The sequence below is a fragment of the Streptomyces sp. NPDC093225 genome (assembly GCF_044753805.1).
Lineage (GTDB): Bacteria > Actinomycetota > Actinomycetes > Streptomycetales > Streptomycetaceae > Streptomyces.
In genome coordinates, this window is the sequence record NZ_JBIVNX010000005.1 from 71749 (window position 1) to 85694 (window position 13946).

The 13946-nt window shown below is 75.6% G+C and carries 15 protein-coding genes and 1 pseudogene; 6 read left to right on the forward strand and 10 right to left on the reverse strand.

Annotated elements, in window-relative coordinates:
- Positions 1-60: 60 nt before the first annotated feature.
- Both ACIQCH_RS07210 and ACIQCH_RS07215 read right to left on the reverse strand, forming a co-directional pair.
- A complete protein-coding gene (locus tag ACIQCH_RS07210; RefSeq protein WP_402578837.1) occupies positions 61-1950 on the reverse strand; it encodes a protein kinase in 1890 nt (629 codons plus the stop codon).
- Positions 1951-2065: 115 nt separating this feature from the next.
- Complete coding sequence (locus tag ACIQCH_RS07215) at positions 2066-2695, reverse strand: alpha-ketoglutarate-dependent dioxygenase AlkB (RefSeq protein ID WP_402578839.1); 630 nt, start codon at positions 2693-2695, stop codon at positions 2066-2068.
- Between the two features lie 94 nt (positions 2696-2789).
- Between ACIQCH_RS07215 and ACIQCH_RS07220 the strand changes: the two genes are divergently transcribed.
- On the forward strand, positions 2790-4388 hold the full coding sequence (locus ACIQCH_RS07220; protein ID WP_402578841.1) for an ATP-dependent DNA ligase: 1599 nt from the start codon (positions 2790-2792) through the stop codon (positions 4386-4388).
- Positions 4389-4480: 92 nt separating this feature from the next.
- Here the strand turns inward: ACIQCH_RS07220 and ACIQCH_RS07225 are convergent, their stop codons facing one another.
- The 3 genes from ACIQCH_RS07225 to ACIQCH_RS07235 form a co-directional block, all read right to left on the reverse strand.
- Positions 4481-5089 (reverse strand): CBS domain-containing protein, encoded by a 609-nt coding sequence (locus ACIQCH_RS07225; protein ID WP_402578843.1) that lies wholly within the window; start codon positions 5087-5089, stop codon positions 4481-4483.
- Between the two features lie 50 nt (positions 5090-5139).
- The gene (locus ACIQCH_RS07230; RefSeq protein ID WP_402578845.1) at positions 5140-5634 is read right to left on the reverse strand and encodes a universal stress protein; all 495 of its coding nucleotides are present in this window, start codon (positions 5632-5634) and stop codon (positions 5140-5142) included.
- A gap of 158 nt (positions 5635-5792) precedes the next feature.
- Positions 5793-6185: a molybdopterin-binding protein gene (locus ACIQCH_RS07235; protein WP_402578847.1), complete on the reverse strand. Its 393-nt coding sequence runs from the start codon at positions 6183-6185 to the stop codon at positions 5793-5795.
- A gap of 160 nt (positions 6186-6345) precedes the next feature.
- Between ACIQCH_RS07235 and ACIQCH_RS07240 the strand changes: the two are divergent.
- The 3 genes and pseudogenes from ACIQCH_RS07240 to ACIQCH_RS07250 all read left to right on the forward strand — a co-directional run.
- A pseudogene (locus ACIQCH_RS07240) lies at positions 6346-6855 on the forward strand (SigE family RNA polymerase sigma factor); the annotation flags it as partial.
- A 230-nt stretch (positions 6856-7085) separates the two neighbouring features.
- Complete coding sequence (locus tag ACIQCH_RS07245; RefSeq protein WP_402578849.1) at positions 7086-8012, forward strand: hypothetical protein; 927 nt, start codon at positions 7086-7088, stop codon at positions 8010-8012.
- A gap of 56 nt (positions 8013-8068) precedes the next feature.
- Positions 8069-8914, forward strand: a complete 846-nt coding sequence (locus ACIQCH_RS07250) for a GNAT family N-acetyltransferase (RefSeq protein ID WP_402578851.1) — start codon at positions 8069-8071, stop codon at positions 8912-8914.
- Between the two features lie 20 nt (positions 8915-8934).
- On the opposite strand, the gene ACIQCH_RS07255 is transcribed toward ACIQCH_RS07250, so the two are convergent.
- Together ACIQCH_RS07255 and ACIQCH_RS07260 are read right to left on the reverse strand one after the other, a co-directional pair.
- Positions 8935-9534 (reverse strand): histidine phosphatase family protein, encoded by a 600-nt coding sequence (locus ACIQCH_RS07255; RefSeq protein ID WP_402578853.1) that lies wholly within the window; start codon positions 9532-9534, stop codon positions 8935-8937.
- A gap of 149 nt (positions 9535-9683) precedes the next feature.
- Positions 9684-10172, reverse strand: a complete 489-nt coding sequence (locus tag ACIQCH_RS07260) for an ester cyclase (RefSeq protein WP_402578855.1) — start codon at positions 10170-10172, stop codon at positions 9684-9686.
- 82 nt (positions 10173-10254) lie between these two features.
- Here ACIQCH_RS07260 and ACIQCH_RS07265 point away from each other — a divergent pair, with 82 nt between their 5' ends.
- A complete protein-coding gene (locus ACIQCH_RS07265) occupies positions 10255-10938 on the forward strand; it encodes a TetR/AcrR family transcriptional regulator C-terminal domain-containing protein (protein ID WP_402578857.1) in 684 nt (227 codons plus the stop codon).
- Between the two features lie 82 nt (positions 10939-11020).
- Here the strand turns inward: ACIQCH_RS07265 and ACIQCH_RS07270 are convergent, their stop codons facing one another.
- Positions 11021-11479: a MarR family winged helix-turn-helix transcriptional regulator gene (locus tag ACIQCH_RS07270; protein WP_402578859.1), complete on the reverse strand. Its 459-nt coding sequence runs from the start codon at positions 11477-11479 to the stop codon at positions 11021-11023.
- A gap of 159 nt (positions 11480-11638) precedes the next feature.
- Between ACIQCH_RS07270 and ACIQCH_RS07275 the strand changes: the two genes are divergently transcribed.
- Positions 11639-12154 (forward strand): DoxX family protein, encoded by a 516-nt coding sequence (locus ACIQCH_RS07275; RefSeq protein WP_402578861.1) that lies wholly within the window; start codon positions 11639-11641, stop codon positions 12152-12154.
- 117 nt (positions 12155-12271) lie between these two features.
- Here ACIQCH_RS07275 and ACIQCH_RS07280 read toward each other — a convergent pair whose 3' ends face one another.
- Both ACIQCH_RS07280 and ACIQCH_RS07285 read right to left on the reverse strand, forming a co-directional pair.
- The gene (locus ACIQCH_RS07280; protein WP_402578863.1) at positions 12272-12850 is read right to left on the reverse strand and encodes a hypothetical protein; all 579 of its coding nucleotides are present in this window, start codon (positions 12848-12850) and stop codon (positions 12272-12274) included.
- Positions 12847-13878: a MerR family transcriptional regulator gene (locus ACIQCH_RS07285; protein WP_402578865.1), complete on the reverse strand. Its 1032-nt coding sequence runs from the start codon at positions 13876-13878 to the stop codon at positions 12847-12849. Before ACIQCH_RS07285 ends, ACIQCH_RS07280 begins: the two co-directional genes overlap by 4 nt.
- Between the last annotated feature and the right edge of the window lie 68 nt (positions 13879-13946).

Below are 13946 nucleotides of genomic sequence, written 5' to 3' on the forward strand. Positions count from 1 at the left end.
GCGACGAAACGTGACGCGAGGGGACGTGACACGACGGGCCGGGGCCGCCGGTGTGCCGCGTCAGCGCGGCATGACCCGGGTGACCTTGCCGTTCAGGTCGGCCTCCATGTACCCGGCGCCGTAGTCGTCGGTCAGGTAGATCCGCATCGAGGCGACCTTGTCGATGAGGCCGCGGTCCACGATGACGTACCTCATCGTCGGGTTCTTGACGTTGAGTTCCTTCTCGGCGCGCTTGAAGAGGCCCGGCAGGGCGTCCCAGTTCACCTTGTTCAGGTCGATGGTCTTGTCGTCGGCGTCGAGGGTGCTGCCCGGCCCGGTGCGGGTGGCGATGTCGGCGCCGGAGTCGTACCGGTAGTTGTCGTAGGCGTCCGTACGGCCCTTCGGGGAGATCTCCGCCATGGCGTACTCCTCGTAGAACGTCACCTCGATGACGTCCTTGCTGGCCGCGGCGGCGAACGCGGACACGGTCTTGCGGATGTTCGCGGGCGTGAGCAGGTTGCCCTTGGCCGCGGTGCTGCCGCCGCCGTCGTCGCTCCCGCTGTCGTCGCCGCCCGAGGCGGTCTGGCCGCTCCCGGGGGTCCGGCTGGCGGCGACGGACGGGTTGGCGCCGCCCCCGCTGCTGCTGCCGTGGTCGTCCTCGGTGTCGAAGATCGGGAGCTGGGTCGCCAGCGTGACCAGGCCGGCGATCATCCCGACCGCGACGGCGGCGCCGATGACCCTGCTGCCGCGGCCCGGCGGCTTGGCGACGCCCGGCTGCGGCACGGCCGTGGTCGTGCCCAGCGGACCGAGCGTCCCGCCCAGGGGTCCGGTCGGGCCCGACGGGCCGCCGTACCCGGGAGCGTGCGGCTGCGGTGCGTAGGGGGAGGCCGCGGCCGGTCCGAACTGGCCCGCACCGTACGGCGAGGAGGCGTACGGGTTCGAGGCTGCCCCCGGCACGGGAGTGCCGTGGCCGGGCGCCCCGGGAACGGGCGTACCCGGTACGGGGGTGCCGGGCACCGGCGTACCGCCGGACAGCGGGCCGGGGGCGGTCCCGACCGGGGTGGCGGCGCCGAAGCCGGCCGCGGGGGCGGGCGGCACGGCGGCCGCGACGTCCGCGCCGGAGCCGCCCGGGTTGGCGGCCACGGCGCGCAGGAGCAGCTCGAGCCGCTCCGCGTCGGGGCGCATGTCGGGGTCCCGCACCAGCAGCTGGGCCAGTACGGACGCCAGCGCGCCGGACCGGGTCGCGGACGGGATCGGGTCCTCCAGGACCGCGACCATGGTCGCCATGGTGGTGGTGCGGCGCAGCGGGTGCGCGCCCTCGGCCGCCACGTACATCAGCATGCCCAGGGACCACAGGTCGGACGCCGGGTGGCCCTCCTCGCCGCGGATCCGCTCGGGGGCGATGTACTCGGGGGAGCCGATGAGGTCGCCGGTCGCGGTGAGGCTGGTCGAGCCGCGCAGGGCGGCGATGCCGAAGTCGGTCAGCACGGCGCTGCCGTTGGGGCGCAGCAGCACGTTGGCGGGCTTCACGTCCCGGTGGTTGACGCCGGCGGAGTGGGCGGCGCGCAGCGCCGACAGGACGTCGAGGCCGATCCGTGCGACCTCGGAGACGGGCAGCGGGCCGTGCTGCAGGCGGTCGTTCAGGGATCCGCCCTGGACGAGCTCCATGACGATCCAGGGGCTGGAGCCGTCGGCCGGCTCGAGGATCTGGTGGATCGCCACCACATGGGGGTGCGCCAGCCGGGCCATCGCCCGGGCCTCGCGCACGGCCCGCTCGCGCAGCGTCGCGGCGAGCGCCGGATTCCCCTCCGTGACGCTGGGGTCGGGCGGCTGCACCTCCTTGAGGGCGACCTCGCGGTCCAGGGAGATGTCCCGGGCACGCCACACCGTGCCCATGCCGCCGCTGCCCAGTCGTCCCAGCAGTTCGAAGCGGCCCTCGACCAGCTGTCTGCCGGCCTCACTCGTGTCCATGGCAGGACATGTTAGGAGCAACCTCGGACACCCGGTCACCGCCCCCGCGTACCGTCCGGTCGGCTCGGAGGACGAGGTGTGCGCGGGGCCGTGGCACCGGGGGTGCGCCGCCCCCCTACTGCACCCCGCGCGTGCGGAACTGGATGCTGATGCGGGGGCCCACCGCGCGGGCGGACTTGGGGATCGCGTGGTCCCAGGTGCGCTGGCAGGAGCCGCCCATCACGACCAGGTCGCCGTGTCCGAGCGGCAGCCGCAGGGCCACCGGGCCGCCGCCGCGCGGGCGCAGGGCGAGGTCGCGCGGGTCGCCGACGGAGAGGATCGCGACCATCGTGTCCTCGCTGGAGGAGCGCCCGGTGCGGTCCCCGTGCCAGGCGACGGAGTCGCGTCCGTCCCGGTACAGGCACAGCCCGGCCGTCACGAAGGGCTCGCCGAGCTCGCCCGCGTAGTGGCGGCCGAGCGCGTCGCGGGCCTCGGCGAGGGCGGGGTGCGGGAGCGGTTCGCCCTCGCGGTACGAGGCCAGCAGACGCGGCACGTCGACCTCCCGCTCGTACATCTGGCGGCGCTCGGCCCGCCAGGGCACGTCGGCGGCCAGCCGTTCGAACAGCGCGTCGGCCCCGTGCAGCCACCCGGGCAGGTGGTCGACCCAGGCGCCGGAGCCCAGCCCGGTGCGCTCCAGCCCGGTGAGGGGGCCGAGCCGGATCTCGTCGCTCTGGTCGAACAGGGAGGCCTGGAGGTGCGCGTGCATGCTCCCAGCGTACCCCCGGGACTCGAACACGTGCACGATTAACGGTGGGGGGTGCCCTGGTGCGGCGCTCCGGCGGACGCGGGAGGATGACGGCATGCAGCTGGCGGACGTGGCGCGGGTGTCCCGCGAGGTCGCCGGGACCTCGGCGCGGTCCCGCAAGACGGCCCTCATGGCGGAGCTGTTCGCCGCCACCCCGGCCCCCGACGTCGACCTGGTGATCGCCTACCTCTCCGGCCGGCTGCCGCAGGGCCGCCCCGGCGTCGGCTGGACCACCCTGTCCCGTCCGGTCGCCCCCGCGGCCGAGCCCACCCTGACCGTACGGGCCGTCGACGAGGCCGTGACCGCGCTCGCCGCGGTCTCGGGAGCCGGCGCCCGGGCCGAGCGGCGGCGGATCCTCGACGAGCTCCTCTGCGCCGCCACCGCCGACGAACAGCCCTTCCTCCTGCGGCTGCTGTCGGGCGAGGTGCGGCAGGGCGCACTGGACGCGCTGGCGCTGGAGGGCGTGGCCGCCGCGGCCGGGGTGCCGGCCGAGCGGCTGCGCCGCGCGGTGATGCTGGACGGCTCGCTGCCGCGCGTCGCACGGGCGGTGCTGGCCGGGGGCGCCCCCGCACTGGACCGCTTCACCCTGCGCGTGGGACGGCCGGTCCAGCCGATGCTCGCCCACACCGCGAAGTCGGTGGCCGAGGCGCTCGCGACGCTCGGTCCGTGCAGCGTCGAGGAGAAGCTCGACGGCATCCGCGTCCAGGTGCACCGCGACGGCCCGGAGGTACGGGTCTACACCCGCTCCCTCGACGACGTCACCGCGCGGCTGCCCGAGGTGGTGGCCCTGGCCGCCGGCCTGCCGGGGGACCGGTTCGTCCTCGACGGCGAGGTGATCGCGCTGGACCCCGTCGGGCGGCCGGTGCCGTTCCAGGAGGTCGCGAGCCGGGTCGGTTCGCGGCTCGACGTCGCCGGGGCGCGCGCCGCCCTCCCGCTCTCCCCGGCGTTCTTCGACGTCCTGGCGGTCGACGGCGAGGAACTGCTCGACCTCCCGGTGCGCGACCGGCAGGTCCGGCTCGACGCGCTGGTGCCCGGAACCGCCCGCGTCCGCCGGCTGGTCGTGGCGGACCCGGTCGCCCAGGCCGCGGCCGCCGAGGAGTTCTGGGCCGAGGCCCTGCGGCGCGGGCACGAGGGCGTGGTGGTCAAGGCCCTGGACGCGCCTTACACGGCCGGGCGGCGCGGCCGTTCGTGGCTGAAGGTCAAACCCGTGCACACCCTGGACCTCGTGGTCCTCGCCGCCGAATGGGGCCACGGGCGGCGCACCGGCCTGCTGTCCAACCTCCACCTGGGTGCCCGGACCGCCGACGGCGGGTTCGTCATGCTCGGCAAGACCTTCAAGGGCCTCACCGACGAGATGCTGCGCTGGCAGACGCAGCGGCTGCGCGAACTCGCCGAGGACGACGGCGGATACGTGGTCCCGGTCCGGCCCGAGCTCGTCGTGGAGGTCGCCTTCGACGGTCTCCAGCGCTCCTCGCGCTACCCGGCCGGCGTCGCCCTCCGGTTCGCCCGCGTCGTACGGCACCGGCCCGACAAGCGGGCCGAGGACGCGGACACGATCGAGACGGTGCTCGCCACGTCCTCCGCGCCACCTCCCGCCCCGTCACCACCCGGGGGGCCGGACGGGGCACCGTCGGAACCCCCGGACGCGTCATAGCCGATCGTGCCCACCGGGGCCACGACCTCCAGACGCGGACGGCCACGTACCCGACCGTCATCCCCTGGCCGAACGGGCAGCTGCCCGCCCCTTCATGACGCGGTGTCGTCGTGCTCGTACGTCAGGCGGTCCACGACCTCGATCACGCCGTCCACGCTCTCGCACAGCCGCACGGTGATCGGCACCAGGCTCCTGCGCTCCACGGTGCCGCTCAACGTCACGCGGCCGTCGCCCACCTCGACCGTCAACGCCGACGGGGACAGGCCCAGGGTGCGGGTGAGCACGTCCTCCAGGATCTCCTCCTGGATGGCCCGGTCCCGGCGCAGGAAGACCCGCAGCAGGTCGCTGCGGCTGATGACGCCGATCAGGAAGCCCGCCCGGTCCACCACCAGCAGCCGCTTGACGCGCGCCTCCTCCATCACCCGGGCCGCCTCGACGGCGCTCCACTCGGGACGGGCCACCACGGGCGGACTGGTCATCAGGCCCTCGGCGGTGGCGGCCGTTCCGGTGCCCGCCCGACCGGCCTGGCGACGCAGCAGGTCGGCTTCCGAGACCACGCCCACCGGGCGCCCCTCGTCGACCACGGGCACCGCCGTGATGCCGTACTCGTCGAGCAGTCGGGCGATCTCCTTGAAGGAGGTGCCCCGCTGGACGCTGACGGCGGTGGGCGTCATCAGGTCGTCGACCCGGCGGTGCCTCATGCGGCATCCATCCCCTGTGGCGATGTGCGGACAATGCCCCATTGTCCACGTCAGGGCCGTACGGCGCCCAGTTCGCGCGCGTCCAGCGGCAGCCCCCGGGCGTTCCTGCGCCGTACGGTCTCCAGCGCGGCCTCCAGCGGCGAGGGCGGCACCACGAGCACCGGGCAGGCGGCCCGGGTCAGGCAGTAGCGGGCGGTCGAGGGCGCCAGCGCCCGGCGCAGTCCACGGCGCGTGCCGGTACCGACGACCAGGACGTCGTCCGGGGCCTGCGCCACGTCGACCAGGACCGGGCCGGGGGACCCGAGGGCCGTCAGGCCCGCCAGCGGCACGCCGGGCCCGGCGGGGCCGAACGCCTCGTCGAGGATCTCCCGCAGCCGCGCCACCGCTGTGCTCCGCCAGGTCTCGCGCCGGTCCGGATCGTGCCCGGGCAGCTTCCAGGCCAGTACCGTCCACAGGTCCGCACCGCGCACCCGGGCCTCGTCCGCCGCCCGGTGCAGTGCCGTCGCCCCGTGCGGGGTACCACTGACTCCGACCACCACGCGCATCGCTCGCACCCTCCTGTGCCCGTGTCCGCCGTGCCATAGAAGCGTGCGCACGGCGCGGGGCGGGCCGTGCTGACGTCATCCTGACGCACGGCGCCCGAACCCTGACACAGCCCTGACGGAGTCCTGGCGGAGCGGCCCGGCCGGCGCCCGCGGCGCGGTCAGGCGCGGTCGATGAACACGCTGGTGGACTTCACCCGGGCGGTGGCCTGCATGCCCACCTCGATGCCCAGCTCGTCGACCGCCTCGCGGGTCAGCAGCGAGACCAGCCGGTGCGGGCCGGCCTGGATCTCCACCTGCGCCGCGACGTCACCGAGCTTCACCGCGGTCACGATCCCCGGGAAGGCGTTGCGGGCCGAGGTGTACTGGGCCTCCTCGTCGCCCTCCGCGTCCTGGGCCACCTCCACGCAGAAGGCGGCCAGCTCCCGCCCGTCCACGAACCGGCGCCCGCCCTCGCGGCGCGTCACGAACCGGCCCGCGTCCGCCCAGCGGCGCGCCGTGTCCACGCTGACGCCGAGCAGTCGGGCCGCCTGCCCGATGGTGTAAGACTCCATGCCCCCACCCTACGGCCCGCCCCTGACGCCCCGACGAAGCCACCCCCGCCGTCCGGGCCCCCTGCCGTCCGGTCCCCGTCGGTGGGCCGGGGCACTTTCGGTGGGCCGGGCAACCGAATCCGGCGGACCGGTGGTCTGGAGGGCGGAAGGGGGATGCGCGATGCATGCCGAGGAAGAAGAGGAGTTCCAGGCGTTCGTCAGAGCGCGCTGGAGCCATCTGGTGCGCACGGCCTACCTGCTGACGGGCGATCCGCACGACGCGGAGGACCTGACGCAGACCGCGCTGGCGAAGGCGTACCGCTCGTGGCGGCGCGTCTCGCGCAGTGACCGGCCGGAGGCGTACGTGCGCAAGGTGCTGGTCACCTGCAACAGCGACCGGTTCCGCAAGCGGCGGATCGCCGAGTGGCTGACGGGTGCGCCGCCGGACACCTCCGCGCGGTCCGACACGGCCGTGCAGTGGGCCGGCGAGCGGACCGCGCTGACGGCCGCCCTCGCGACGCTGCCACCGCGGCAGCGGGCGGTGGTCGTGCTGCGGTACTGGGAGGACCTCGCGGAGGCCGAGGTCGCCGAGGCGCTGGGTTGCTCGCCGGGAACGGTGAAGAGCCAGGCGTCCAAGGGACTGGCGAAGCTGCGCGCCCATCCGGGCCTCGCGCTGCTGCGGGACGGGCGGGACGAGCCGGACCGGACGGAAGGCCGGGACGGGCGGCACGCACGGGGCGGTGCCCCCGGCGGGGGCCCGGGCCCCGGACCCGGCCGAGCGGCGGCGTACCCGAAGCGGACGGCCGCACCGACGGCGCGCACCCCGGGCGAGCCGAGGGCGGCGATCGGGGCGCGGGGGCTCACGGACACCCCGAGCAGGGGCACGGAAACCAGGAAGACGATGGAGCAGGGGGCACGACGATGACGAACGACGACGGGCGTCCGGAGGACGCCGAGCGGGCCCTGCGCAGGCTGCTGGCCGAGGACGCCGAGGGCCTGCGCCCGACTCCGGTGCCGTACGCCGCCATCCTGCGGCAGGGCCGGACCGAGCGGCGGCGCCGCACCGCGGCCGTCGCGGCGGCGGTGGTGGCGCTGGCACTCGTACCCGCCGCGGCGTACGCACTGACGGACCTGACCCGCGGCGAGCAGCGGCCGTCGGCGGCGGGGCCCGCCCCGAGCACCACTGCGCCGGCTGCCCCGAAGCCCGGGACGAAGCCGGCGCCGAAGGGGCCGGGGGCGCCCGCCACGCCGGGCCAGCTGGTGGACGGGATCACCTTCGCGCAGGCGGCCCACGGGCTGGAGGCGTGCCTGGAGTTCCGGCGCGCGAACCACCTCGACCCGCGCAATCCCGGCCCGGGGCGGCCCGACGACTACCGGATCCTGCTCGCGCACCGCAGCACCGGCGACGACAACGCCCCGGGCGACGGCACGTACGTCGTCGCCGTGCCCGCCGCGGGGCGGCAGGGAGAACGGCTGATCTGCTCCCTCAAGGACGGCCGGGCGAACGGCCTCAACGCCTCCACCCCCGACGCCGATCCCGGGGCGGGCCCGGTGCAGCCCGACGTCAACGGCCAGAAGCTGTACCGGCAGGCGCTCGTCACCAGCACCGGGTACCGGCTGCCGTTCCGCTGGGGCGCCATCGGCACCGTCGACGCGGCGGTGGCCAAGGTGACCGTCTCGTACGGGGGCCGGACCGAGGCGGCCGCGCTGGACCACGGCTGGTTCGCGGCCACCGGGGTCCTGACCGACCAGCCGCAGCGCGCCCCGCACATCATGGGATACGACGCGGCCGGCGCCCAGGTGTACGACTCGGACGACGACCGCTCGTACGACGGCGGCCTGTCCTGAGGAACCCGGCCCGAACGTCCGGCGCCCGCGCCGCGTCCCTCTGGTAGAAAGCCGTCATGGCCGACCTTGAGATCGCGAGCGCGAGCGCCGCGGACCTGCAGTTGATGCGCGACTGGGCCGAGGAGGAGGGCTGGAACCCGGGGGACTCCGACCGGTTCGCCTTCTCCGTGGCCGACCCCCGCGGCTTCCTGGTCGGGCGGCGCGACGGCGTCCCGCTGGCCTGCATCTCGGCCGTCCGCTACGGCTCCGGCTTCGGCTTCATCGGCTTCTACATCGCCCATCCGTCGGAGCGCGGACGGGGGTACGGCATCCAACTGTGGCGGGCCGGCATGGCCGCCCTCGACGGTCGCCTGGTCGGGCTGGACGGCGTGGTGGAGCAGCAGGACAACTACCGGCTCTCCGGGTTCCGTTCGGCCTGGACCAACATGCGCTTCGAGGGCGTGCTGCCGGCGGCGGCCCCGCCCGCCGGCGTCGAGCTGGTGGACGCCCGGGAGGTCCCGTTCGCCCAACTTGCGGCGTACGACCGGCGGTTCTTCCCCGAGGCCCGCGACGGCTTCCTCGCCGCGTGGACCGTTCTGCCGGGCCGCGCGGCGTACGCCGCCGTGCGCGACGGGCACCTCGAGGGGCTCGGGGTGATCCGACCGGCCGCCGCCGCGCACCGCGTGGGTCCGCTGTACGCGACCACGCCGGAGATCGCCGCCGCCCTGCTGCACCGGCTGGCGGCCACCGCCCCCGGCGAGCCGCTGGCGGTCGACGTGCCGGACGCGAACCCCGCCGCGTTCGCCCTCGCCGAGTCCCTGGGGCTGGCCCCGGCGTTCGAGACCGCCCGCATGTACACCGGACCGGTCCCGGACCTCGACCTGCCGGGGCTCTACGGGATCACGAGCCTCGAACTCGGCTGAGCCGCTCCCTCGAGCCGCTCCTACGGCAGGGGGCGGGTGTTCCAGCCCGCGATGACGGGTTCGCCGTGCTCGGTCGAGAGCCGGCCGACCGTGCCCGTCTGCAGCAGGAACAGCCGCCCGTCCGCGGGCGGCAGCCGCAGGTAGCGGGCCGTCAGGACACGCAGGAAGTGGCCGTGCGCCACCAGCACCGCGTCGCCCGGCCGGTCGGCCAGCGCGTCCGCGACCCGCTTCAGCACCCGGTCCGCGCGGGCGCCCACCTCCTCGGGCATCTCGCCCGGGTGCTCCGCGTCGCCCGCCGGCACCCCGTCGTGCCACAGCGTCCAGTCCGGCCGGGTGCGGTGGATCTCCGCCGTGGTGATGCCCTCGTACGCCCCGTAGTCCCACTCGTGCAGGTCCGGGTCGACCGGCGCGTCCGGCAGTCCGGCCAGCCGGGCGGTGCTCCGGGCCCGGCTGAGCGGGCTGGTCAGCACCAGCGCGGGGGAGAGCCCGGAGAAGTAGGGCGCGAGGGAGATCGCCTCCTCCACGCCCCGCGGGGCGAGCGGCACGTCGGTCAGCCCGGTGTGCCTCCCGGTCGCGCTCCAGGCCGTCTCGCCGTGCCGCACCAGCAGCACATCGCCCATGCCGTACGCCTCCTCGCTCGTCCGGGCGGGACGTCGTCCCGCCCGGGCCGTTGCTTCCGGTCATGATCATGCCGGTACGCACACCCCGCGTGTCCACCCGGGCCCGTGACGCGCCGGTCCGGTCCGCCGGAACGCGTCCCGGGTCGGCCTCAGTCGACGGTCGGCCAGTCCCAGCCCAGCTGGAGGAACAGGCCCAGGCGGTCCGACACGGCGCGCATCTCGGTGATCCGTCCCCCGGCGAGCGTGAACACGAACATCGCCTCGTTCTCGAAGGACCGGCCGGTCGGCCGTGGCATCCGCGGGTGCGCGCCGGAGTTGACGCCGCTCTGGGTGATCCGCGCGACCACCCGGTCGCCCTCGACCAGCAGCTCGTCGACCCGCGCGTGGTACGGCTCGAAGGCGGCGAGCTGCATCGCGATGGCCTCGAACGCGGCGCCGGGCTCGTCCGGCTCGCCGTGAATGATCTTGTTGTGGTCGATCACGTCGGCCGCCAGGTAGCGGGGCAGGTCCGCCAGCCGGCGCTCGTTGACGGCCGCGAAGAACCCGGTCACCACCGCCCTGTTCGCCGCGGTGCCGGGGACCCCGGCGCGGGCGTCGGTGGGGGCGGGGGGCTGCACGTCCTGGCGTAGGGCGGTCATGGTCCGACCTCTCTCTTACGGTGTAAGGATCCGATGGCGGCTACTCTTGCTCTTACGCCGTAAGAAAGTCAAGGGGGCAGAGATGGCCGGGACCCGCAGCCGCACCGGAGCCAAGGCGGGCCTCAGTCGGGACCAAGTCCTGCGCGCCGCACTGGAACTGACGGACCGTGAGGGGATCGAGAAGCTCTCCATGCGCAAGCTGGGTGCCGAGCTCGGCGTCGAGGCGATGACCCTGTACCACTACGTGCCGAACAAGGCCGCCCTGCTGGACGGCCTGGTGGAACTGGTGGTCTCGGCCGTCCGTCCCGCGGCCGGCCCGCCGGTCGGCGACGCACCCGCCGACGCGTGGTCCGCCGACGCCTGGCCGGCACGGCTGCACGGCTTCGCCGTCGCCTTCCGTGCCGAACTCCTGCGCCACCCGGGCGTGATCCCGCTCGTGGCGACCCGGCCCGCCCGCTCGGCGGCGGCCCTGCGGGCGGTGGAGGACACCGCGGCCGCCCTCGCCGGTGCCGGCCTCGAGCCGCTGCGGGCGCTGCGCATCGTCAACGCGGTGGCCACGTTCGTGATCGGGCACTGCCTGGCCGAGGCCGCCACCACTCCCGGGCACCCCGAGGAGGCGGACGCGCCGCTCGACCTCGCGGACTTCCCGACCCTGGCGGCGGCCGTCGCGGCCGGACTGGGCACGCCCGAGGACCACCGGGCGCGCTTCGACCTGGCCCTGGACGCCCTGCTCGGCGGCCTCGCGGCCGCACCCGCGGCCGGCTGAACCGACCCTGGCCCGCAGGGCTGCCGCGGTCCTGGGGGTCGCGGCGCCGTCGCGCCGCCCGGTGTCGCGGGGTGGGGTCGGGTCAGATCCTCCGCAGGCGCCGCGAGACCTCGCCCAGGCCGTCGGCCAGGGCGTCGAGCTGCTCGGGCGTGAGGACGTCGATGAGGTGCCGGCGGACCTCCGTCACGTGGCCCGGCGCCGCCTGCTCCAGCCGCTCGCGGCCCAGGTCGGTGAGGACCGCGAAGACGCCCCGGACGTCGGAGGGGCAGCTGCGGCGGCGCACCAGGCCGGCCTTCTCCAGCTGTGTGACCTGGTAGGTCAGCCCGCTCTTGGAGTTGATGAGTCCGTCGGCGAGCTCCGTCATGCGCAGCTCGTGGTCAGGGGCGGCCGAGAGCCGCACGAGGATCTCGTACTGCGGGTGGGAGAGGCCCGAGTCGTCCTTCAGCTGCTGGTCGAGGCGGCGGTTGAGGAGTGCGGAGGCGGCCAGGAAGCCGCGCCAGGCCCGCATCTCGTCGTCGTTCAGCCATCTCGTGTCACCCATGCCTCCCAGCGTACGTCAGTTGTTCGGATTCGAACGACCCGCTATGGTCGGACGCCTGGTGGTTCGAATTCGAACCACTTTTGCGTGGCGGCGCCCGTACGGACGTACGGCGTCCCGCGCTCCCCGACCAGCCACCCGCCCCAACGAGAGGGACCCCCCATGTCCTCCCCGTCCGCCACCCTGCGCCCCAGCCACGCCTCCGACGCCGGTCTGCTCCTGCTCCGCCTGGCGGTGGGCCTGACCATGGCCGCCCACGGCAGCCAGAAGCTCTTCGGCTGGTTCGGCGGTGGCGGCATCAGCGGCACCGGCCAGTTCTTCACCGCCAGCGGCTACCCGGCCGGCGACGCCATGGCCGTGGTCGCCGGCCTCGCCGAGACCCTCGGCGGTCTGGGGCTGGCGGCCGGCCTGCTCACCCCGCTCGCGGGCGCGGCCCTGGTCGGCACCATGATCAACGCGCTGGCCGTCATCTGGAGCGGCGGGTTCTTCGCGCCCGAGGGCGTCGAGTACGAACTGCTGCTCACCGTCTCCGCGGCCGGCCTCACCCTCGCGGGGCCGGGCCGCTACGCGCTGGACTCCTTCGTGCCCGCCCTGCGGACGCACCGCCTGCGCACCGGCCTGTACGCCCTGCTGCTCGCGGTGGCGGCCGCGGCCGTGACCCTGCTGCTCCGGAAGTGACCGGCGCGGATCACGCGATCCCGGTGCCGCGCGGGTGACGACCGGCGGACACCCGGCTGCCGCGCGTGCCGATCGGCGATCGGCGCACGCGGCAGCCGGGCACGTGAACGACGCCGGTCACCGGGCGGGCTCCGCCTCCAGGAACCGGCGCCGGCGCGGCCCCCGGTAGAGCAGGCAGTCCCAGCCCCACCGGCCCAGCACGTCCGCGCAGTCCGCCAGCCGGGCCGCCTCCTCCTCGGCGGCCCGGCTGCCGGCCGGTCCCTCCCAGGTCACCCTGACCCGGCCCGGTCCCTCGCCGGCCCGCACCACGTAGCCGGTGCGGTCGCGCCGGCCGTCCGGGGCCACGGCCGACGGCGGGATCCCCGCCGCCTCCAGCACCAGCGCCACCGCCCGCACGGAGCGCTCGCGCTCCCACGGGGCCGGCCGGCCCTCGGCCGCCGCTCCGTCCGCGCCCGTCGCCCCCGGCCCCGTCGCCCCCGGCCCCGTCGCCCCCGGCCCCGTCGTCCCCGGCCCGTCGTCCGGCACCGCGCCCAGGACGCGGCGGATCTGCCGCAGGCCCTCGTGGGCGGTCCGCACCTCGGCCGCCCGTAGCGCGGCCCCCTCCTCCGGCACCGGCGGTCCGTCACCCGTGGCGGGCTCGAAGCCGTGCCCCCGGCCGCCGGCCGTCCCGGCGCCCCCGCCCCCGACCCCCGTCACGCCGGGTTCTCCCGCAGCCAGGTCAGGACCTGCCGGCCGTGCTCGTTCGGCGGGAAGACCGGGTAGAAGACGTGCTCGACCAGCCCGTCCCGGACGATCATCGTCAGCCGCTTGTACAGCGTCGTGCCGGCCGCGTCGAACTCCGGCAGCCGAAGTGCCGCGCCCAGCGCGCGGTCCGGGTCCGAGAGCATCGCGAAGGGCAGCCGCAGCCGCTCCACCACCTCCCGCTGGTAGGCGGTGTCCTGGCTCGACAGCCCGAACACCCGCGCCGCCCCCGCATCCCGCAGCTCCGCGTGGTGGTCGCGGAAGTCGCAGGCCTCGGCCGTGCACCCGCGCGCCCCCGGAATGCCGTCCCAGCCCTCGGGCAGGTCGGTGTCCGGCCGGCCGGTCAGCGGGTACACGTAGAGGACCGTACGCCCCGGCCCCAGCGCGTCCAGCCGCACCGGAGCGCCGGTCGTCGCCGTCAGCCCCAGCCCGGGGAGCGGCAGTCCGGGCAGGTGGTCGGCACCACCGTCGTCCTCGGGCACCGGCAGCCCGGCCGGCAGCACGGCGTGGTCGTGCGGCGGTGCGGTGCGGTCCTGCGGGGCGGACCGTCCGCGGTCCGCGATGGTGGTGGTGGTGCTCACGGGGTGCTCTCCCTCCCGGCCCGGGACGTCGGACGCCCGGGCGACGCTGTTGCGGTACGCGGCCCGCCGGAGGTGCGCGGCGAGGACCGCGCGGCGCTCGGTGAGCGCCTCGATCCGCGCCGACAGGTCGTCGATCGCCTCGCGGTAGCCGGCCAGTGAGGCGGGGCAGTCGTCCGCGTGCGCGCCACCGGCCGCCAGGCAGTCCAGGAACGGCCGGGTGCGCTCCACCGGGATGCCCAGTCCGCTCAGCGCCCGTATCTCGCGGACCACCCGCACGTCGTGCTCGCCGTAGTCGCGGTAGCCGTTGGCCAGCCGGTCGGGGGTGACCAGGCCCAGTGCCTCGTAGTAGCGCACCGCCTTGAGCGTCGTCCCCGCACGCCGGGCCAGTTCTCCGATCCTCATCCGCCCCTCCTCACACCCCGCACGCTAAACCCTGCCCCGAGGGGCAGGGTCAACCCCTCCGGCAGGGC